General features: G+C 75.1%; 12 protein-coding genes and 1 pseudogene. 10 read left to right on the forward strand and 3 right to left on the reverse strand.

Features of this window, described 5'->3' with window-relative positions; all coding sequences use genetic code 11:
- Window positions 1-195: 195 nt before the first annotated feature.
- From OHA89_RS07040 to OHA89_RS07060, 5 genes are all read left to right on the forward strand, one after another.
- Window positions 196-558, forward strand: coding sequence for a hypothetical protein (locus OHA89_RS07040; RefSeq protein WP_266613616.1), 363 nt, complete (start codon window positions 196-198; stop codon window positions 556-558).
- Window positions 551-1,585: a polyprenyl synthetase family protein gene (locus tag OHA89_RS07045; RefSeq protein WP_215141812.1), complete on the forward strand. Its 1,035-nt coding sequence runs from the start codon at window positions 551-553 to the stop codon at window positions 1,583-1,585. The genes OHA89_RS07040 and OHA89_RS07045 overlap by 8 nt, the downstream gene beginning before the upstream one ends.
- Before the next feature lie 85 nt (window positions 1,586-1,670).
- A complete protein-coding gene (locus OHA89_RS07050) occupies window positions 1,671-2,852 on the forward strand; it encodes an oxygenase MpaB family protein (RefSeq protein WP_406365683.1) in 1,182 nt (393 codons plus the stop codon).
- Window positions 2,853-2,975: 123 nt separating this feature from the next.
- On the forward strand, window positions 2,976-4,505 hold the full coding sequence (locus OHA89_RS07055; protein WP_406368427.1) for a molybdopterin-dependent oxidoreductase: 1,530 nt from the start codon (window positions 2,976-2,978) through the stop codon (window positions 4,503-4,505).
- A gap of 93 nt (window positions 4,506-4,598) precedes the next feature.
- Window positions 4,599-5,666 carry an esterase family protein gene (locus OHA89_RS07060; RefSeq protein WP_266613619.1) on the forward strand — a complete coding sequence of 356 codons (1,068 nt, stop codon included), beginning with the start codon at window positions 4,599-4,601 and terminating at the stop codon, window positions 5,664-5,666.
- A 25-nt stretch (window positions 5,667-5,691) separates the two neighbouring features.
- On the opposite strand, the gene OHA89_RS07065 is transcribed toward OHA89_RS07060, so the two are convergent.
- The 3 genes from OHA89_RS07065 to OHA89_RS07075 all read right to left on the reverse strand — a co-directional run bounded on the left by OHA89_RS07065 (window position 5,692) and on the right by OHA89_RS07075 (window position 9,323).
- On the reverse strand, window positions 5,692-6,960 hold the full coding sequence (locus tag OHA89_RS07065; protein WP_406365684.1) for a cytochrome P450: 1,269 nt from the start codon (window positions 6,958-6,960) through the stop codon (window positions 5,692-5,694).
- A gap of 83 nt (window positions 6,961-7,043) precedes the next feature.
- Window positions 7,044-8,339 (reverse strand): Ig domain-containing protein, encoded by a 1,296-nt coding sequence (locus tag OHA89_RS07070; protein ID WP_266613621.1) that lies wholly within the window; start codon window positions 8,337-8,339, stop codon window positions 7,044-7,046.
- A 90-nt stretch (window positions 8,340-8,429) separates the two neighbouring features.
- On the reverse strand, window positions 8,430-9,323 hold the full coding sequence (locus OHA89_RS07075) for a LysR family transcriptional regulator (RefSeq protein WP_215150461.1): 894 nt from the start codon (window positions 9,321-9,323) through the stop codon (window positions 8,430-8,432).
- 469 nt (window positions 9,324-9,792) lie between these two features.
- Here OHA89_RS07075 and OHA89_RS07080 point away from each other — a divergent pair, with 469 nt between their 5' ends.
- From OHA89_RS07080 to OHA89_RS07100, 5 genes and pseudogenes are all read left to right on the forward strand, one after another.
- Window positions 9,793-14,592 (forward strand): beta-ketoacyl synthase N-terminal-like domain-containing protein, encoded by a 4,800-nt coding sequence (locus tag OHA89_RS07080; RefSeq protein WP_406365685.1) that lies wholly within the window; start codon window positions 9,793-9,795, stop codon window positions 14,590-14,592.
- A complete protein-coding gene (locus tag OHA89_RS07085; RefSeq protein WP_406365686.1) occupies window positions 14,589-16,640 on the forward strand; it encodes an SDR family NAD(P)-dependent oxidoreductase in 2,052 nt (683 codons plus the stop codon). The genes OHA89_RS07080 and OHA89_RS07085 overlap by 4 nt, the downstream gene beginning before the upstream one ends.
- A gap of 43 nt (window positions 16,641-16,683) precedes the next feature.
- Window positions 16,684-19,128: pseudogene (locus OHA89_RS07090) on the forward strand (beta-ketoacyl synthase N-terminal-like domain-containing protein); the annotation flags it as partial.
- Between the two features lie 1,228 nt (window positions 19,129-20,356).
- Window positions 20,357-21,022: a 4'-phosphopantetheinyl transferase family protein gene (locus OHA89_RS07095; RefSeq protein ID WP_406368429.1), complete on the forward strand. Its 666-nt coding sequence runs from the start codon at window positions 20,357-20,359 to the stop codon at window positions 21,020-21,022.
- On the forward strand, window positions 21,012-21,329 hold the full coding sequence (locus OHA89_RS07100) for an acyl carrier protein (RefSeq protein ID WP_257553278.1): 318 nt from the start codon (window positions 21,012-21,014) through the stop codon (window positions 21,327-21,329). Before OHA89_RS07095 ends, OHA89_RS07100 begins: the two co-directional genes overlap by 11 nt.
- Window position 21,330: the final 1 nt, after the last annotated feature.

Raw genomic sequence — 21,330 nt, forward strand, 5'->3', positions numbered from 1 at the left:
CACCTCATACGGTGATCGTCACCCTCTCGTGGGAATCCCGGTACTCGTGCGAGGGAGAACCCGCCCCGTGGCTCGCCCCGCAGGAGCGGCACTCGGTTCACTGGCCCGGAACGATCAGGGGCGGCCGCCGGAACGATCCGGCTGTCGCCCCTTCCGATGCCATGGCGGCAGGACGCGACCGGGAGTACACCGAACATGTCCCAGACCGAACACGAGCAGTCCGCGCAGGAGCGGTCCGAGCGGGAGCGGCCGCAGCAGGAGCGGCCCGCGAACGCCGCCCCGGCCTCCCCGGCCGCCGCACCGCTGGAGCTGCTGACGCTGCTCGCCGCCGGGGTGGCCGATCTGGCCTTCGACCAGCTCCGGCAGACCGCCGACCGGGCCCAGCACGTGATGCGCCGCTCCGATCTGAAAGAGCTGCTCACCGACGGGGTGGTGGAGCTGCGCAAGCGCGGGGAAGTGGCCACCCGCCGCGCGGGCGTGGGCGCCGAGAACTACCTGGAGACCATGGCCCGGCGGGCCGCGGAGCGCGTCGCCGCCGAAGGCCACTCCTGTGCATGACCACACCGGCTTCAAGGAGCGCATCGACGAGGTGCTGGTCCGGCTGGCCGACGAGGAGGAGCAGGCCCTTCTCGGCCTGCACGTCGAACTCTCCCCGCTGTCGGAGCAGTTGCGCCGGTCGCTGGCGCGCGGGAAGCGCATCCGGGCCGCGTTCCTGTACTGGGGGTGGCGGGCGGCGGGCCAGCCGGACTGCGAGGGGGTGATCCGGGCCGCTGCCGCGATGGAGCTCGTGCACGCGGCGGCCTGCACCCATGACGACATCATCGACGACAGCCGGATGCGGCACGGGCAGCTCACCGCACACGCCGCGTTCGCCGCGGCCGGACAGCGTTCCACCGCCCTCGCCATGATCCTCGGCGATCTGCTGATGGGATACGCGGGCCACGTCTTCACCTCCTGCGGGCTGCCCGGGGCCTACCTCGCCCGGACCGTGCCGCTCTGGTCCACCCTGCTCCGAGAGACGATGGCGGGCGAGTTCCTGGAGGTGCTGCGCACCGACGCCAGGGCGGCCCGGGAGCCTCAGGTGGCGGAGTCGCTGGAGGTGGCCCGCTACAAGACGGCCAAGTACACCGTGGAGCGGCCGCTGCACCTGGGCGCCACCCTGGGCGGCGGCAGCCGCGCCCTGCTGGACGCCTTCTCCGCTTACGGGCTCCCGCTCGGCGAGGCCTTCCAGCTGCGCGACGACCTGCTGGGCACGTTCGGCGACCCGGCCACGACCGGCAAGTCGAACCTGGACGACCTACGGGACGCCAAACCCACCGCACTGCTCGCGCTGACGATGGCGGCGGCCGACCCGGACGACCTCCGGCTGCTCGCCAAACTGGTCGGCAACCCCGAGCTGGGCACTGAAGAGGCCGCGTCCGTACGCGAGTTGATGGAACGGTGCGGAGCCCGGCAGCAGGTCGAGGACATGATCCGGGAGCGCATCGTCCGGGCCACCGGCGCGCTGGACACCGTACCGATGCCCGGGGAGGCGCGGTCCGCGCTGCACGACCTGGCGGGCACCGCGGCCGAGCGGTCGCTGTAGCCGCGACCGCCGCCGAGATCACCGCCGAGGTCATCGCCACCGGCCGGCCGATCCCGCACCCGAAGACACGAGAAGGACGACTGAAGTGAACACCACCAAGAGCGCCCCGCCGCACACCCGTTACGACGATGCCGCACTCGACGCCCTGCGCACCCAGGGGGATCCGCTCGCCGACGAGACCGTCGCCGCGATGTTCAGCCGCAAGGAGGTCGGCGACCTCAACACCCTGATGCGGTTCTTCACCACTGCCGGGGACAAGCTGCCCGAGCAGCTCCCGGAGTCCGCGCGCGCCTATTTCGAGGCGACCGCCATGCCCCCGAGCTGGGTGGACTGGGACGTCATGGAGCAGGCCCGGCTGTTCTTCATGGACAACGCGGCCCACATCAACACCGGCCTGTCCTTCGCGGCGATGCCCGCGACCTACGCCATCCCCCGGCTCTCCAGGCTGCTCTCCTCGACGCACTCCCTCGCGTACCCCTCGCGCCGGATGGCCAACACCGGGCAGTTCGTCACCTACCTCATGCAGACCAACTCCTTCGCGGAGGGCAGCAAGTTCATCCCGGCCGCGCAGAAGGTGCGGCTGCTGCACGCGGCGGTCCGCCACCACCTGCGCCACGGCGGCCACTGGGACATCGAGAAGGACGGACTGCCGATCTGCCAGGAGGACATGATCGGGGGTCAGGTCTGCTTCTCGCTGCTGGTGCTCGACGCCATGCACCAGCTCGGCATCCACATGAGCGAGGACGGCGCGGAGGCCTACTTCTACGCCTGGCGGGTCGTGGGCTCCATGCTGGGCTGCGACATGTCGGCCGTACCGGAGAACCTCACCGAGGCCCGCGACTACTGCGACCTCTACCTCCTGCGCAACCTCGGCCCCTCGCCCGAGGGAGTCCGCCTCAACGCCCAGCTGATGCGGATGTACGAGGACGTGGTCCCCGGCACCCTCTTCGACCCGATGGTGCCCGCCACCGTCCGCTACCTGGTCGGCGACACCATCGGCGACTGGCTGGAGATCCCGCGCACCCCCTGGGACACGGCGGCGAAGGCCGTGCCCGTGTTCCTCGGCCTGCTGGAGACGATCGAGGACAGCAGCCCCTACGCCGAGTGGGCGCTCGACAAGGCGGGCTCGCTGCTCTCCGGCCTCGAACTGTCCGCGCTGACCCGGGGCCGGGTGATGCACCACGCCATCCCGGAGGAGCTGAAGGACGAGTACGGGGTGAAGCCGCCGCGCACCGGGCGCTGGGTGCCGCCTGCCCCGGTGCACTGACCCGCGCAGCCGGCCCCGGCCGGGTGCGCGGCGAAGGGCGCGGAGCCAGCGGGGCCGGGTCACACTGGCCCTGTGACAGCAGACCGGAGGCGTCGGCAGTGGCTGCTCGGCGCCCTCAGCGGAATGGTGGCGGCGGCCGCGGGACTGGCCGTGGGCGAGCTCGCCGCGGCGGCCGTCCGGCCCGAGTCCTCCCCGGTGACCTCGATCGGCGCGGTCGTGATCGACGCTACTCCCGCGGCTCTCAAGGAGTGGGCGATCCGGCAGTTCGGCACCGCCGACAAGCTGGTGCTGACCCTCGGCATCCTCGCGGTTCTGGGCGCGCTCGCCGTCGGGGCGGGGGTGCTGGCCCTGCGCCACCTGCCCGCCGGGATGGCCGTCGCGGGCGGCTTCGGCCTGCTGGGGGCGGCGGCCGCGCTCGGCCGGCCGGAGGCGGGCTGGCGGGACGCGCTCCCTTCGCTGGCGGCCGGACTGGCCGCGGCCGGGGTGCTGTGGCTGCTGGTGACCGCCGTACGACGGCCCCGGCCGGCCGGGGCTCCGCCCGGGGCCGCCTGGGCGATGGACCGCCGCGGCTTCGGCCGCCTGGTCGCCGCCACCGTGGCGGTCTCGGCCGGGGCCGCACTCGCCGGGCGGCGCCTCGGCGCCTACGGCTCCGCCGGGGCGACGGCCTCCCGGGCCCGCTTCCGGCTCCCCCGGGCCACCGTGCCGGCGCCGCCGGTGCCCGCCGGCGCCGGCCTCCGGGTGCCCGGGCTCTCCCCCTTCCTCACCCCCAACCAGGACTTCTACCGCGTGGACACCGCCCTGGTGGTGCCGCGCGTGGACGCGGACACCTGGCGGCTGCGCATCCACGGCGAGGGCGTGACCAAGCCGCTCACCCTCGATCTGCGGGAGTTGCTCGCCCGCCCCCTGGTCGAGCACGACATCACCCTCTGCTGTGTGTCCAACGAGGTCGGGGGTCCGTACGCGGGCAACGCCCGCTGGCTCGGCGTACGCCTCGCGGACCTGCTCCGCGAGGCGGGGGTCCGGCCGCCGTCCGCGGGCGGCCCCGCCGACCAGCTGGTGGCGCGCTCGGTGGACGGCATGACGATCGGCACGCCGGTCGAGACCGTCATGGACGGCCGGGACGCGCTGCTGGCCGTCGGGATGAACGGCGAGCCGCTGCCCTTCGCGCACGGATTCCCGGTCCGGATGGTCGTACCGGGGCTGTACGGGTACGTCTCGGCCTGCAAGTGGCTGCGCGAGCTGCGCCTGACCACCTTCGCCGCCTACGACGCCTACTGGGTGCGCCGGTCCTGGGCGGCGCAGGGCCCGGTCAAGACGCAGTCGCGGATCGACACCCCGCGCTCGTTCGCGGCTCTCGTGCCGGGCCGGGTGGCGGTCGCCGGGGTGGCGTGGGCGCAGCACCGGGGCATCGAGCGGGTCCAGGTACGGGTGGACGGCGGCCCCTGGCAGGAGGCGCGGCTCGGGGACTCGGACGGAGTCGACACCTGGCGGCAGTGGGTGTGGCCGTGGGAGGCGACCGCCGGCTCGCACACCCTGGAGGTCCGCGCCACGGACGGGACCGGCGCCGTCCAGACCGGGGAACGCGTCGGGACGCTGCCCGACGGGGCGACCGGCTGGCACGCGGTGACGGTACGCGTCGCGCCCGGCCCGTGACGGCGCCGCCGGTAGATTGACACGACAATCGGGACATCTGCCGCATGTCCTCGCATTCATTTTGCCCCGTCCCGTACGTCAGGAGCCGGCGCCGTGGAGCTGACCAGTACGACGTTCCTCGTCACACTGATCGTCGTCACGGTGCTCGCCGTGCTCGCCGCCCTGCTCCTGTGGAACCGGATCCCGGGGCCGGGGTGGGTGCGGTGGCCGTCGCGGCTGCTGATGATCGGACTGTGCCAGCTCACCGCCATCTGTGTGGTGGCGACCTGGATCAACGGCAGTTACGGGCTCTACTCCTCCTGGGAGGACCTGCTCGGCACCGACGCCGGGCAGGAGGCCGGGGCGATGACCGGCGTGCCGGTGGGCCGGGCGAGGTTCACCCAGAACGGCGACGGCACCCGGACCACCTTCTTCCGCGGCTCCCACTCGAAGCTCGCCGGTCAGGTCGTCGTGTGGACTCCCCCGGAGTACAGCGCCCCGGGCGCGGACCGCACGCGCTTCCCCGTGCTGATGCTGCTGCACGGCTACCCGGGCACGCCGCGCACCTGGATCGACCTCGGGGACATGCCCGGAGCGCTCACACAGATGGTGGAGCTGGGCGCGGCGCACCCCTTCATCCTGGTGATCCCGGAGATCTATCCGGGCGGGGTGAACACCGGCTGCAGCAACACCCCGCAGCGCAAGATCGCCGACTGGCTGGCCAGGGACGTGCCGGACCTGGTCTCGCGGAACTTCCGTACGCTGCCCTCCCCCGCCGGATGGGGGCTGATGGGCGTCTCGACCGGAGCCTTCTGCGCGGCCAAGCTGCCGTTGCAGTACCCGAAGGTCTTCCGGGCGGGAGCGGCCCTGGACCCCGATCCGCTGACCGGCGACCCGGGGGTGCTGACCGACCCGGTCCTGCGGGAGCGCAACAGCCCGATGTGGCTGGTCGAGCATACGAAGAAGGCGGACGTCGGGCTGTTCCTGGCCACCTCGGCGCAGGACAAGGACAGCCCGCCGCAGCAGCTGGAGGCCTTCGCCAAGGCTGCGGCGGGCAGCGGGGTCCGGGTCAAGACCCTCGTCCGTCCGGTCGGCGGCCACAACTTCCAGACGTGGACCGGGATGTACCCGGACGCGCTGGGCTGGCTGAGCACGGAGCTGTCGCCGCCGAGCGCGGGTTAGGCGCCGCGGGTCGGGCGGACAGGGGTCAGGCGGACCGGGTCAGGCGGACCGGCAGTGCCTCGACGCTGTTGCCGATGAAGCTGCGCTGGTGCGGGAGTTCGGCGTCGGGGAGTGCGAGGTCCAGGTCGGGGAAGCGGGTGAAGAGCCGCTCCAGGGCGATGGTGGCCTCCAGGCGGGCGAGCGGGGCGCCGACGCAGTAGTGGGCTCCGTGGCCGAAGGAGAGGCTGCGGGCGGCGGTGGGGCGGGTGATGTCGAAGCGGTCGGCGTCCGGGCCGTGGAAGGCCTCGTCCCGGCCCGCCGCGGTGTAGCCGGCGAGGACGGGGGTGCCCTGCGGGATCACGGTTCCCTCGACGGCCACGTCGCGGGTGGGGTAGCGGAAGGGGAACCAGCTGACCGGGCCGTCCCAGCGCAGGGTCTCGTCCACCACGTCCGACCAGGTGGCCTTCCCGTCGAGGACGAGGGCGAGCTGGTCGCGGTGGGTGCACAGGGCGCGCACCGCGTTGCTGATGAGGTTGAGGGTGGTCTCGTGGCCCGCGACGAGCATCAGCCGCATGGTGCCTATGAGTTCGGCCTCGCTGAGCCGGTCGCCGTCGCTCTCCCGGGCGGCGATCAGGGCACTTGTGAGGTCCTCGCCGGGGCTCGCGCGCCGGGTGGCCGCGATGGTGCCCATCAGCCCGACCAGTTCCCGTACGGCCGCCATCACCTCGGCCGGTGTGGTGTCGGTCGCGATGATCACCGTGTTGGACAGCTGGTGCAGCCGTCCCCGGTGCTCGGGATCCACGCCGAGCAGCTCGCAGATGACGCTCATCGGGAGGGGGAGGGCGAAGTGCGTGCGCAAGTCGGCGGTCCCGTCGGGGGATTCGGCCGCGGCCCGCTCGAGGTCGTCGAGGAGTTCGGCGGTCAGCTCCTCGACGCGCGGCCGCAACCGTTCCACCTGGCGGGCCGTGAAGGCCTTGCCGACCAGCGAGCGGAGGCGTCGGTGGTCGGCGTCGTCGGCGGTGTGCATGCCCTGGGCGTTGGCGAAGACCCGCAGCGGCCAGTCCGGGGGAATGGTGCCGTCGTGCAGGGACGGGAAGTGCCGGGCGTCCTTGGCCACGTCGGGGTGGGCGAGGAACTCCTTCAGCGCCTCGTGCCCCAGTACGACCGCGCCGGGGACCCCGCCGGGCAGTACGACCTCCGCCACGGCGCCCTGGGCGCGCAGCCGGGCGTTGAGGGCGTGCGGGCAGCCGCCGGCGGGGTCGATCACGTACGGGGTGTCCGAGGCGTGCGGGGCGGGTGAGATGGGGGACGACAAGCCGGCTCTCCTGACCTGATGAACGAGACTCGGTCAACAGTGCGGCCTCCGGGGTGAGTTGTACAAGCCCGCCCCGCCGTGTCTCAGAACCAGGTGAGCGTGAGCGCGAAGGCCGTCCCGGCGGTGGCTCCGGTGGAGTCGGTCACGGTGGCGGTGACCTGGAGGGTGCCGCTGCCCCAGGGCTTGCCGGTGATGCGTCCCGTGGCGCTGTCCAGGGTCAGGCCCCAGGGCAGGCCGGTGGCGGCGAAGCGGACGGGGGACTTTCCACCGGAGGCGGAGAGCTGGATGGTGCAGGTCTGGTTCAGCTTGCACGTCCGGGGGCCCGGGTTGGCGAGCTTCAGATCACCGGGGGTGGGGGTCGGGGTCGGCGTCGGCGTCGGCGTCGGCGTCGGCGTCGGAGTGGGGGTCGGTGTCGGCGTGGGCGTGGGCGTGGGGGTTGGCGTCGGGGTACCGCCGCATCCCGGGGTGGCCTCCGGCGGCAGCGGCACCCGCCAGAGCTGGGTGTCGTTCTCCGATCCGACGAGCAGGTTCGCGCAGTCGGCGTACGTCACCGTCTCGCCCTGCGACTGGGCGGGCAGGGCGACATCCGCGAGCTTGACCCCCGAGGTGTCGTACACGGAGGCCGTGTTGGCGCCCAGCGGCCCGCCGCTGCGCAGGGTGTACGAGGCTCCCGTCGGCGAGAACGCCCCGTCGGTGGCGAACACCGGGCCCGGCCGGACCGCGGTGAGGGTGTTGACCTGCCCGGTCACGGGCGGCAGCGGGGCCTGGTACAACTGGCCCGCCGAGCCGATGAGTTTGCTGGCGATGTACAGCCTGCCGGTGACGGGGTCGGCGAGCAGCGATTCGGCGTCGTGTTTGCCGTCGGCGTAGGCGAACCGGTAGGTCACCGGCGAGACCGTGGCGTTGGTGAGCTGCTCGGGCTCGGCGAAGGAGTGCACGGTGATCTCCGCGCGGCCGCTGAAGTTGTCCCCGATGTCGCCGACCAGGATCGTGGGGCCGCCGGAGGCGTCCTTGCCGATCGCCAGGGCCTCCCAGTCGGTGTTGCCGACGCCCGAGACGGTGAGCGTGGCCACGAGCCGGCCGGTGGCGGCGGTGCAGTCGATCGCGAAGACCTGGTTGGTGTTCCCGCTGTCGTTGACGGCGTAGAAGACACCCGGATGGCGGCGGCTCATGGCGAGGCCGCTGAGTTCGGCCAGACCGCCGGGGAGGGTGCACTTCTTCTCCGGCGCGAGGGTGCCGGCGGTCGCCGCGGCGGGCGGGGTGAGGGAGGCGGAGGCAGTGGCACTGGCGCTGGTCATCCAGGCGACGGCGGGCAGGATCGTGGCGAGGACCGCGGTCGCGAGGGCGGCGGTCCGGTGGGGTGCGAGGACTCGGGACATGCACACAATGTGATGGGACGTCAGTCTGTGGCACCAGGCCACATCCCCTCCCGTTCGAGCATCGTTCAATGCCGAACCGGCATGCCTCGGTCAGCGCACCGGCTCCCGTACCGGAGCCTTGTGCCCGGCATGCGCGATGAAGGCGCGGGCAGCGCGGCTCAGGGGCCGCCGGGCGTGCGCGATGCCCACGGGACGCAGCAGGGGCGGAGTGAAGGAACGAATCTCCGCCCGGCTGCCGAAGGCTCTCAACACCACGTCGCGGTACCAGATGAGGGAGCCGCGGCCGTCGGTCACACCCGTCACCCACGCGAGGCGCTCGTCGACCTCCAGGGAGGGTACGGGCCGCACGCCGAGGCAGCTGAACATGGCCTCCATCTCGGTGCGCCGGCCGGTCCCCGGGGTGGGCAGCACCATCGGCAGCCCGTCCAGCATGCGGAACGGCAGCGGGTGGGGCAGCCGGGAGCCGAGGGGCGAGATCAGCACCACCTCGCGCTCCTGGATGAAGTGGGTGGAGAGCTCCTTGTCGATGGGCAGGTCGACGAGGGCCAGCTCGGAGCGCCTTTGGTTCAGTTCCTGGACGACGGCCTCCCGGCTGTCGTGCTGCTGGAGCCGGACGTCCACGGTGGGATGTCTCTCGGTGAAGGCCGCGACCAGGTCGGAGGCCAGGTCGAGGGCCAGGGTGGGCGTGGTGACGAGGGTGAGGGCGGCCCGGGTGTCCTTGCCGTGCGGGGTCCCTATGTCGTCGATGGCCTCCACCGCGTTGAGCACGGTGCGGGCCAGCCGGACGACCCGGGCCCCCTCCGGCGTGAGGTCCACCCCCCTTCCCCGGCGTGCCAGGAGTTCCACGCCCAGATCGCGTTCCATGGCCTGGACGGCCCGGGACAGGGCGGACTGGGCGACGAAGACCGAGGCGGCGGCGCCGGTGATGGACCGGCAGTCGGCGACGGCGACGAGGTAGCGGAGCTGCGCGAGAGTGGGCGTCATGACCGGACGGTAACCGCGTGAGGCTGTACCTGTAAGGGCTCGTCGGGTGAACAACTACCGTGCTGCGGCGTGGCCGTTCATGCACGGTCGGCGGTGAGGCATGCCGGTGCGGCATGTCCGCGGGGACGCGCCGCGGGTGCTCGCGCGGCGGGGCCGGCCCGGCCCGGCGGGAATCACCCCAGGCCACCGGCTCGGCGGGGGCGTGCGGAGGGGCCGCCCGGGGTGCGTGCCGGGTGGTCCGGGCCTGCCGCGGGTGCGAAGCATCGTATTCCGCATGCCTGTTGACAGTGCGGGGCGGCCACCGCACGATGCATCGCGGCGTGAGGGTGTTTGACCACTGTTCAAGCCCGCCCTACCGGTGGCGGGCCGCCCGGCCGATGTGCGAGACCGACGCACCCCCGTTCTCGATTTCTTCCGTTCTTCCGCTCTGTACTGCGCCATGTCACACAGCATTGGAAGAGGAGCGCCCGTGACCCCCCATCCCCCGCAGTCCGCCGCCGCCCGCGATCTGGTCGTCGCGGTGACCCCGTTCGAGGAGCCGCATCCGCGGATCGTGACCGCCGCCGAGCGCGCCGGGGCCCTCGGCCTGCTCGACCTCGGGCGGGACCCGGACGCCGCGCGGCGAGCGTTCGAGGAGCTGGCCCGCAGGCTCGGCGACGGTGGCGGTGGCGGTGGTGGAGGCGGTGGTGGAGGAGGCGGCGGCGGCGGCGGCGGCGAGGGAGGCGAGGGCCGGTACGGGGTGCGGGTTCCCGCGGGCTGCCCGATCGGCCCCGAGGAGCTGCCGTCCGCGGTGGACACCGTGCTGCTCGCCGACCCCGCGTCGCACACCCCGGAGCAGGTGGCCGCCTGGGCCGCGGCGGCCGGCCGGCCCCGGGTGTGGGCCGAGGTCACCAGCCGTGCCGAGGCCGCGCGCGCCGTGGCCGCCGGGGTGGGTGCACTCGTCGCCAAGGGCCACGAGGCCGGTGGCCGGGTGGGCAGGGCCACCACCTTCGTGCTGCTCCAGCAGCTGCTGGCGGATCCGGGGGCCGGGGTACCCGTACGGGCTTACGGCGGGATCGGTCCGCACACGGCGGCCGCGGCCGTCGCGGGCGGGGCGGCGGGCGTGCTGCTCGACGTACAACTCGCCCTGACGGCCGAGGGCGAGGCCGGTCTGCCCGCGGAAGTGATCGCGGCGCTGCGGGCGATGGACGGCTCCGAGACCCGGCTGGCCGACGGACACCGGGTGTTCGCGCGCCCAGACCTGACCGCGCCCGACGGCCCGGTGCCCGCCCTGCTGGGCGCCCGGGACCTCCGGACGCAGCTGCTGCCCGTCGGACAGGACGGCGCCTGCGCCGCCCGGCTGGCCGCGCGCCACCGGACCACCGGCGGGGTGCTCCAGGCGGTCCGGGCGGCCGTCACCGGGCATCTGGCGGCCGTCGTACGGGCCCGGCCGCTCGACCGGCCGCTCCCCGTCGCCCAGGGGCCGATGACCCGGGTGAGCGATCAGGCGGCCTTCGCGGAGGCGGTGGCCGCCGCGGGCGGGGTCCCGTACCTGGCGCTCGCCGTGATGGAGGGCCCGGACGTACGCAGGCTGCTGGCCGAGAGCGCCGAGCGGCTCGGGGAACGCCCGTGGGGCGTGGGCCTGCTCGGCTTCGCCCCGGCCGAGCTGCGCAAGGAGCAGCTGGCGGCCGTGGCCGAGGCACGCCCCCCGTACGCGATCATCGCGGGCGGCACCCCGGCGCAGGCGGCCCCGCTGGAGGCGGCCGGCATCCGGACCCATCTGCACGTGCCCTCGCCGGGGCTGCTGGAGCGGTATCTCGCCGAAGGCGCGCGGCGGTTCGTGTTCGAGGGGCTGGAGTGCGGCGGGCACGTGGGGCCGCGCGCCTCCTTCCCGCTGTGGGAGGAGCAGATCGAGCTGCTGCTGTCCTGCCCCGAACCGGAAGCCCTGGACGTGCTGTTCGCGGGCGGGATCCACGACGGGCGCTCGGCCGCGATGGCGGTCGCGGCCGCCGCCCCGCTGGCCGAACGGGGAGCCCGGGTCGGGGTGCTGATGGGCACCGCGTACCTGTTCACCGAGGAGGCCGTGGCGGCGGGCGCGGTGCTGCCCGGGTTCCAGCGGGCGGCCGTGGAGTGCGCGGACACCGTGCTGCTGCACACCGCGCCCGGACACGCCACCCGGTGCGCGGACACCCCGTACGCCGCGACCTTCGAGGCCACCCGGCAGCGGCTCACGGACAGCGGCACCGAGGCGCGCGCCGTGTGGGAGGAGCTGGAGCGGCTCAACCTGGGGCGGCTGCGGATCGCGGCGAAGGGGCTGCGGCGCGGCGAGGGCGGCTCGGCCCTGGAGGCCGTGGACGCCGAACAGCAGTACACCGACGGGCTGTTCATGCTCGGGCAGGCCGCCACTCTGCGCTCCGGGACCACCACGGTGGCCGCGCTGCACGCGCACGTCACCGAGGGGGCGGGCGAGTTGCTGGAGCGGCGGGCACGGGAGTTCGCCGCGGCCGCCCCCGAGCCGGCCCCGGCCCCGGATCCGCTCGACATCGCCATCGTCGGGATGGCCTGCGCCTACCCGGGCGCCCCCGACCTCGCCGGGTACTGGGCACGGATCCTGGAAGGCGCTGACGCGGTGACCGAGGTGCCTGCCGAGCGCTGGGACCCGGAGCTCTACTACGACCCCGACCCGGCCCGGGCCGGTGAGCGCACCCCCTCCCGCTGGGGCGGCTTCCTCGGCCCGGTGCCGTTCGACGCCCTCGCCCACGGCATCCCGCCCGCCTCCCTGTCCGGGATCGAACCGGTCCAGCTGCTGGCCCTGGAGATCTCGGCGCGGGCCCTCGGCGACGCCGGATACGGCAAGGGCCGGGAGTTCGACCGGACCCGGACCTCCGTGGTCTTCGGCGCGGAGGCCGGTACCGAACTGGCGGGCGCCTACGGGCTGCGCGCCCTGCACCCCGCCTATCTGGGCGACCTGCCGCCCGAGCTTGACGGGCAGCTGCCGCGGCTCACCGAGGACTCCTTCCCCGGGATCCTCGCCAACGTGATCGCGGGCCGGGTCGCCAACCGCCTCGACCTCGGTGGCGCGAACTGCACGGTCGACGCCGCCTGCGCCTCCTCGCTCGCCGCCCTGGACCTGGCCTGCCGCCAACTGCGGGACCTGGACAGCGACATGGTCATCTGCGGCGGCGCGGACGTGCACAACGGCATCAACGACTACCTGATGTTCGCCTCCGTCCGGGCCCTGTCGCCCGGCGGCCGCTGCCGCCCCTTCGACGCGGCGGCCGACGGGATCGCGCTCGGCGAGGGCGTGGGCGCGCTGGTGCTCAAGCGGCTCGCGGACGCTGAGCGGGACGGCGACCGGGTGTACGCCGTGATCAAGGCGGTCGGCGCCTCCAGCGACGGCCGGTCCCTCGGCCTGACCGCGCCCCGGCCGGAAGGGCAGCGGCGGGCGCTGGAACGGGCCTACGCCCGGGCGGGCGTCTCCCCCGGCGAGGTAGGACTGGTCGAGGCGCACGGCACCGGCACGGTGGTCGGCGACAGCACCGAACTGGCCGTGCTGAGCGAGCTGTTCACCGCGCACGGGGCCGCCCCGGGCTCGTGCGCGCTGGGCTCGGTGAAATCGCAGCTCGGGCACACCAAATGCGCGGCCGGGCTGGCCGGGCTGATCAAGGCCGCCCGGGCGGTCCACGCGGGGGTGCGGCCGCCGACCCTGCACATCGACGCGCCGAACCCGGCCTGGCGGGCGGAGACCAGCCCCTTCACCTTCGACGCCGAGGCGCGGCCCTGGGCGGTGCCCCCGGAGCGGCGGATCGCCGGGGTGAGCGCCTTCGGCTTCGGCGGTACCAACTACCACGCTGTGCTGGCCGGTTACGCGGGCGCCGAGGAGCCGCGCCACGGCCTGGAGGAGTGGCCGGCCGAGCTGTTCTGCTTCCGCGGCGAGGACCGGCGGGCGGCGGGCCGGGCGATGGCGCGGCTCGCGGCCCGGCTCGAGGAGAACGACGCGGCCGGGCGGCCGTGGGCCCTGCGCGACCTCGCGGCGGAGGCGGCGGCCACCGGCTCCGGCCCGGTGCACGTCGCGGTCGTCGCCGCCGGCCCGGAGGAGCTGGCGGCCCGGCTGGAGCAGGCCCGGGCGTTCACTGCGGGCCCGGGGGTCCACGTACGGGAGGAGTCGGCCGATCCGGGCCGGGTGGCGTTCCTGTTCCCCGGGCAGGGCAGCCAACGTCCTGGAATGCTCGGCGAGTTGTTCATGGCCTTCCCCGCGCTGCGCGGGCTCCTGGACGCGGCGCCTGCTCCGGTGGTCTCGGCGGTGTTCCCGCCGGCCGCGTTCAGCGCCGAGGGGCGGGCGGCGCAGCGGGCGGCGGTCACCGACACCCGGGTGGCCCAGCCGGCCCTCGGGCTGACGGGGGCGGCGGCGCACCGGCTGCTCGACGGCCTCGGCGTCCGGCCGGACTGCGTGGCCGGGCATTCGTACGGGGAGCTCACCGCACTCTGGGCGGCGGGGGCCTACGACACGCAGAGCCTGCTGCGGCTGAGCGCACGCCGGGCCGAGGCGATCGTGGCCGCCGCCGGGAGCGATCCGGGGTCGATGGCGGCGGTGTCTGCCGCGCCGGAGGAGGTACGGGAGATCGCCGAGCGGGCCGGGTGCGTGGTGGCGAACCACAACGCACCCCGGCAGTGCGTGATCTCGGGGCCGACGGCGGCCGTGTCGGCGGCGGTGGCAGCACTGCGCGAGGCGGGCCTGTCGGCCGAACCCCTGCCCGTGGCCTGTGCGTTCCACAGCGAGGTGGTGGCGGGAGCGGCGACCGCCCTCGCCGGGGAGCTGGCACGGACGGCGGTGTCCGGGCCGGGCATCCCCGTCTGGTCGAACACGACGGCCGCCCCGTATCCGGCCTCCGCCGAAGAGGTACGACGCCTTGCCGCACGCCAGGTCGCGGAGCCGGTCCGGTTCGTGGAGCAGGTGGAGGCGATGTACGCGGCCGGTGTCCGCACCTTCGTGGAGGCGGGGCCCGGCCGGGTCCTGTCGGGTCTGACGGCCCGGATCCTGCGCGAGCGGCCGCACACGGTGGTTCCGCTGGACGTGCCGGGCGAGCACGGCCTGGTCCGGCTGGTCACGGCGTTGGCGGAACTGGCGGTGGCGGGCGTGCCGGTGGCGCCGGAGGCGCTGTTCCGCGGCCGGACCTCCGCCCTGCCCGACCGCGCACCGCGTCGGCCGGGCTGGCTGGTGGACGGCCACCTGGTGCGCACCGCCGACGGCGCACCGGTGGCCGAGGCCTGCGGCCCGCCAGCCGGGTGACCGTGCCTCCGCCGGTGGCGCCCGCTGCCGACCGGCGCGAGGAGGCGGTCCTGGAGTACCTGCGCGGGGCCCGTGAACTGGTCGAGGCACAGCGGGACGTCCTGCTGGGCTACCTGGGCACCGAAAGGACCTCGCCCGCGCGGCCCGTGGCAGCCGGCGGGCCCGCCCCCGGCCTCGCGGCCCCGGCGTCGGCACCCGCAACCGCACCTGCGCCGGCGGTCGGCGGTCCAGCTCCGGCTCCGGCTCCGGCTCCGGCTCCGGCTCCGGCTCCGGCTCCGGCGGGCGCGTCCGCCGCCCGGGCGATCCGCTCCCCGGAGGACGTCATGGAGGCGGTCCTGGAGATCGTCCACACCCGGACCGGATACCCCAGGGACATGCTCGACCCCGGGCTGGACCTGGAGGCGGACCTGTCCATCGACTCCATCAAGCGGGTCGAGATCATCGGCGCCCTGGCCGACCGGATCGGGCTGCCCCAGGACCCGGGCGGGTCCGCCGAGTCCGCGGTCGAGGAGCTGTCCCGGATCAAGACCCTGCGCGGGATCGTGGACTGGGTCACCTCCCACACCGGCACGCCGGAACCGGAGGCGGAGGCGGAACCCGTGGCGGAACCGGTGGCTGAGGAAGCACCGGAAGAGGCTCCGGTACCGGTCGCCCGGCTACGGGTGGACACCGTCCCCGTACCGGCGGCCGCCGGGGACCCGGAGGCCCTTCGCGGTCTGCGGATCGGGGTGGTCGAGGACGGACAGGGGCTCGCCCTCGCGCTCCGCACGGCCTTGCGGACGTCCGGGGCCGAGGCGCACCCGCTCACCGAACCGGGGCCGGGGTTCGACGGGATCGTCGACCTGACCGCCCTGCGGACCGGCGCCGAGCCCGTCCTCCCCCAGGTCTTCCCCGCGCTGCGGCGCGCCCTGACCGGCGGGACGCCCCGGCTGCTGCTCGTCACCGCGCCCGGCACACCCGGAGCCGGTCTGCACGGCTTCGCGCGCAGCACGGCCCTCGAATTCCCCGGCACCCTGATCCGCGCCGTGGACGTCCACCCCAAGGAGGCCGCCGAGCAGGTCGCCGCACAGCTCCTCGCCGAGCTGAGCTGCGACGCGGCCGACGGACCCGCCTCGGTCGGCTACACGGCCGAGGGAACGCGCGTCACCCGCCGCCCGGTGCCCGCTCCGCTCGCCCCGGCCGGGGACGCGCCGCCGCTCGGCCCCGGCTCGGTGGTCCTGCTCACGGGCGGGGCCCGCGGGATCACCGCCCGGACCGCGCTCGCGCTGGCCCGCGCCACCGGATGCCACGTGGAACTGCTCGGCCGAACCCCCGAACCCCCCGCCGAGCCGGACGAGTTCGGGCAGGCCACCGACCGGGTGGCACTGCGCGCCGCGCTGATCGCCACGGGGCTGCGTACGCCCGCCGAGATCGAGGCGGCGGCCTCGCGGATCCTCGCCGAACGCGAGGTACGGGCCACGCTGGCGGCCCTGGCCACGGCCGCGGCCTCCGTCCGCTACCACGCTGCGGACGTCACGGACGAGCGGGCCGTACGGGCCGTGGTGGCCGACGTACGCGCCCGGCACGGGAGGCTGGACGGCATCGTGCACGGCGCCGGGGTGCTGCGCGACGGGCTGCTGCGCGACAAGCAACCGGCGGACTTCACCGAGGTGTTCACCACCAAGGTGGCCGGCGCCCGGCACCTGGCCGCGGCGGCCGCCGAGCACGGTTCGGGGCCCGCACCCCGGTTCCTGGCCCTGTTCGGAAGCGTCGCCGGGGTCTACGGAAACCGCGGCCAGAGCGACTACGGGGCGGCCAACGACGCCCTGGACGGGCTGGCGCACACCTGGGCGGAGAACTTCCCGGGCCGGGTGCTGTCCGTGGACTGGGGCCCCTGGGCGGCGGAGGCGGGCGGGATGGTCACGCCCGAGCTGGAGCGCGCGTACGCCCGGCGCGGCATCCCGCTGATCGCGCCGGACGCGGGTACCGCCGCGTTCCTGGACGAACTGGCGCACGGGAGCGACGTACAGGTGGTCCTGATGGCGGAGGGGGGCCACGGCGATGAGTGAGCAGCGGCGCGGCCCGCGGCCCACCGACGCGGCGATCGTCGGCATGGGAGCGGTGTTCCCCGGGGCCGCCGATCTGGCCGCCTACCGGCGCAATCTCCTCGCAGGCACGGACTCCATCGGCGACGTCCCGCCGGGGCGCTGGGATCCCGAGGTGTACTACGACCCGGCGGGCGCCTCCGGACCGGCGGCGGGCGACCGGTTCTACTGCCGGCGCGGCGGGTTCGTCGACGGCCTCGCCGCCTTCGACCCGACCCGGTTCGGGATCATGCCGGCCGCCGTGGAGGGGGCCGAGCCCGATCAGATGCTGGCGCTGCACGCGACGGCGGAGGCCATCGCGGACGCGGGCGGTGAGGACCGGCTGCCGGCCGACCGCTCCCGGATCGGGGTGGTGCTGGGGCGCGGCGGGTTCATGGGCGTGGCCACCGCCCGGCTGGACCAACGGGTGCGCACGGCACACCAGTTGGCGCAGACCCTGCGCGAGATCGCGCCGGAGCTCGGCGAGCGGCGGATCGCGCAGGTGCGCTCCGCCTTCCAGGAGGCGCTGGGCCCGGAGCGTCCGGACGCCTCGATCGGCCTGGTGCCGAGCTTCACCGCCGCCCGCACGGCGAACCGGCTGGACTTCCGCGGCCCCGCTTACACCCTGGACGCCGCCTGCGCCTCCTCGCTGCTGGCGGTGGACCAGGCGGTGGGGCTGCTGGCGGGCGGGCGCTGCGACGCGGTGGTCGCGGGGGCCGTGCACCACTGCCACATCGCAACGCTGTGGAGCGTGTTCACGCAGCTGCGGGCGCTGAGCCCGAGCGAGCGGATCCGGCCCTTCGACCGGCGGGCCGACGGCACCCTGCTCTCCGAGGGCACCGGGGTGGTGCTGCTGAAGCGGCTGGCGGACGCGGAGCGGGACGGCGACCGCGTGTACGCGGTGATCCGCGGGACGGGGGTGGCGGGGGACGGCCGGGCGGCGAGCCTGATGAGCCCCCTGGTCGCGGGTCAGGTACGGGCCCTGGAGCGGGCCTGGCGGGAGGCCGGGCTGGATCCGCGGGCCCCGGGCGCGCTCGGCTTGCTGGAGGCGCACGGTACGGGGACGCCGGTGGGGGACGCGGCCGAACTCGACACCCTCGCCCAGGTGTTCGGTCCGCCCGTGGAAGGCGGAAGCCGGATCGGCTTCGGTTCCGTGAAGTCGATGCTCGGGCACACCATGCAGGCCTCCGGCATGGCCGGGCTCATCAAGGCCGCCCTCGCCGTGCACGAGGGGGTGCTGCCGCCGACGCTGCACCTGGAGGAGCCGCACCCGGACCTGGTCAGGACGCGGATGCGGCCGGTGACGGCGGCGGAGCCCTGGGAGCGGGGGCCGATGCCCCGGCGGGCCGGGGTCAACGCCTTCGGCTTCGGCGGGATCAACGCGCACGTGGTGCTGGAGGAGGCTCCGGGGGCCGCCCGCCCTGCGGCTCCGGGTCGCCGGTTCCTGCCGGTGGGGGCCTCGGCCGCGCCGGTGGGGGCGCCCGCGCGGGGCGACGTACTCCTGCTGGCGGCGGACAGTGCGGCGGAGCTGTCCGCCCGGCTGGCCGCGGGCACGCCGGTGTCCGGGGGTGACGGGCCCTGCCGGCTCGCGGTGTTCGGGCCGACCCCCCAGCGGCTCGCGCTGGCCGCGAAGGTGGTGGCGCGCGGGCGGGCCTGGCGCGGGCGCGGCGACGTGTGGTTCTCGCCGCAGCCGCTGGGCGGCCGGGTGGCCTTCCTGTTCCCGGGCCTGGAACCGGAGTTCGCGCCCGTGGTCGACGATGTGGCGCAGCGGCTCGGATCGACGCCGCCCCGGCTCACCCGGGGGACGTCGCTGGTGGAACGGGCCGTGGACGCGATCGCCACCGGCCGGTTCTTCGCCCGGGTGCTGCCCGGGCTCGGCATCGAAGCCGATGTGCTGGCGGGTCACAGCCTGGGCGAGTGGGCGGCGATGGTGGCCGCCGGAATGTATCCGCAGGAGGCGGCCGACACCTTCCTGGAGTCGCTGCGGCCGGGCGATCTGCGGGTCCCGGACCTCGTGTACGCGGCGCTGGGCTGTGGCGCGCCGCGGGCGGAGGCGGCCCTGCACGGCCTGGACGGGGTGGTGGTCAGCCACGACAACTGCCCGCACCAGTCGGTGATATGCGGGGATCCGGGCCATGTGGCCGTCGCGATCGCGCGGCTGCGCGGCGAGGGAGTGCTCGGTCAGGAGCTTCCGTTCCGCTCGGGCTTCCACACGCCGATGTGGGAGCCGTACCTCGGCCAGGTCCGCGCCGCCTTCGAACGGCTGCCGCTGCGCGAAGGGACCCTCCCGGTCTGGTCGGCCACCACGTGCGCGCCGTTCCCGCCCGCGCCCGATGACGTACGGGAGCTGGTGGTCCGGCACCTCCTGGAGCCGGTCCGCTTCCGCGAGCTGACGCTGCGCCTGTACGAGGAGGAGGGTGTGCGCAGCTTCGTCACGCTGGGCCCGGGCAGTCTGCCGGGGTTCGTCGAGGACACCCTGCGCGACCGCCCGCACCTGTCGGTGTCCACCTCCTCCCCCCGGCTCCCGGGGCTGGCTGCCCTCGGCCGCACCTGCGCCGCGCTCTGGGCCGAGGGCCACGCACCGCGCTGGGACCTGCTGTCCGCCCCGGAGGAGCCGGCCGCGGCAGCGCCCACCCGGGCGGGGCGGCCGGTGCCCCTGGACCTCGGTTCGCCGCTGGTCCGCCTCGGCGAGGCGGCGCGCACCGCGCTGGGCGGCCTGTCGGCGACGCCGCCGGCCGGGTCCGCGACCGGGTCCGCGACCGGGTCCGCCGCCGAACCCGCGTCCGGCCCCCGGCCGGTCCTGCTGTCCGCCCTGGACGCGGTCCTCGCCGACACCGGCGCGGCCGCCCGGACCGTCACCGAGGCCTGGGCGGCGGGACCCCCGCCGGCGCCGGTGGAGCCGGTGGAGCCCACGGGCACCGAGGTGCTGCGGCTCTCGCTGGCCGAGCTGCCCTACGTACGGGACCACTGCGTGTACCTCCAGCCCGAGGGCTGGCCCGAGGACTCCGACCGGTTCCCCGTCGTGCCCATGACCACCATGCTGGAGCTGGCCGCCGAGGCCGCGCTGCGGCACGCCCCGCCCGGTCTCCACGTCGTCGGCTACGAGGACGTGAGGGCGCTGCGCTGGCTGGCCGTCGAACCGGCCGTCGACGTCGAGGTCACCGTCCGGGGCGACGGGCCCGGCCGGGCCCGCGTCGGCCTCGGCGCGTACGCCTCGGTGGTCGTGCTGCTCGGCGAGCGGTACGGGCAGCCGCCCGCGCCCGACACCACGCCCCTGCGCGATCCGAGGCCGGCCCCCGTCAGCGCCGAGGCCCTCTACCGCGACCGGTGGATGTTCCACGGCCCCCGCTTCGCCGCCGTGCACGAGGTCAAGACCGTAGGCGCGGACGGCATCGAAGGGGTCCTGCGGGCCCTTCCCGATCCCGGAGCGCTGCTCGACGCGGCCGGTCAGATCTTCGGCCACTGGATGCAACTGCGGCTCCCGGTCGACCGGTTGGTGTTCCCCGCCACCGTGGACCGCATCCGCTTCTTCGGCCCCCCGCCGGCCCCGGGGGAGCTGGTCGCCCCGCCGGTTCGGGGCCGACGAGCGGGTCTGGCCGATGAAGTTCACCCCGGAGGTGTGCGGCATCGGCGAACCCCGGCCCGAGGGCTGGTGCCTGGCCCGCCGCCGCTGGACCGATCCCGCCTCGCAGGAGCTGGTGATGCGCCGCTACCTCGGCGCCGCCGAGCGGGCGGCCTACGAGCGGCTCTCGCCGCGCGCCCGGGCGCCCTGGCTGCTGGGCCGGATCGCCGCCAAGGACGCCCTGCGCCGGCTCCTGTGGGACGGCGGGGCCGGACCGGTGTTCCCGGCGGAGGTGCCCATCGGCAACGACCCGGCCGGCCGGCCGCTGGCCGAGGGCCCGCTCACCCGCGGCTTCCGGCTGTCGATCGCCCACAAGGACCGGATCGCGGTCGCCCTCGCGCACCCCGGCCGCGCGGTCGGCATCGACGTGGAACAGGTCACCGCCGACCCGGACGCGCTGGTGCGCATCGCCCTCGGGCCGGAGGAACTCCGGCTCGCCGAACGGCTGGCCGCCCGCGAGGGCACCGGCCTGCCGGCCGCCCTGACCGCCCTGTGGTGCGCCAAGGAGGCCGCCGCCAAGGCCGAGGGCAGCGGGCTCGGCGGCCGGCCCCGGGACTGGCGCGTGGCCGAGGACCCGGACTCCGGCGCGCTGCTGGTGCGCTCCCCCGGCGGGCACCCGTACCCGGTCCGCACCACCCTGCTCCCCACCGATCCGCTCGACCACGTCGTCGCCTGGACCGCCCACGGCTCGGCGGCCCCGTCCCCCGTCCCCTTCCACCTCACGGAGACCCGTCATGGCACCTGACATCCTCGCCGAGATCACCGGAATGCTCGTGGAGATCGTCGGCGACGAGTACCTCCTCGCGGAGGAGGTCACGATGAAGACGACCTTCAACGAGGACCTCGCCCTGGAGAGCGTCGAGTTCGTCGCCCTCGCCGAGCTGCTCCACCACCGCTACGGCGCCGAGGTGGACCTGATGGAGTTCCTGGCTGAGAAGGACATGGACGCCATCCTCGCCATGTCGGTCGGCGAACTCGTCACGCACATAGGCCGGATCACCCATGCCTCCCTCGCCCGCTCGGGGACCGCCCCGGCCTCCTCCGCGGGCTGAG

It is taken from the genome of Streptomyces sp. NBC_01546, from assembly GCF_045208355.1.
Lineage (GTDB): Bacteria > Actinomycetota > Actinomycetes > Streptomycetales > Streptomycetaceae > Streptomyces.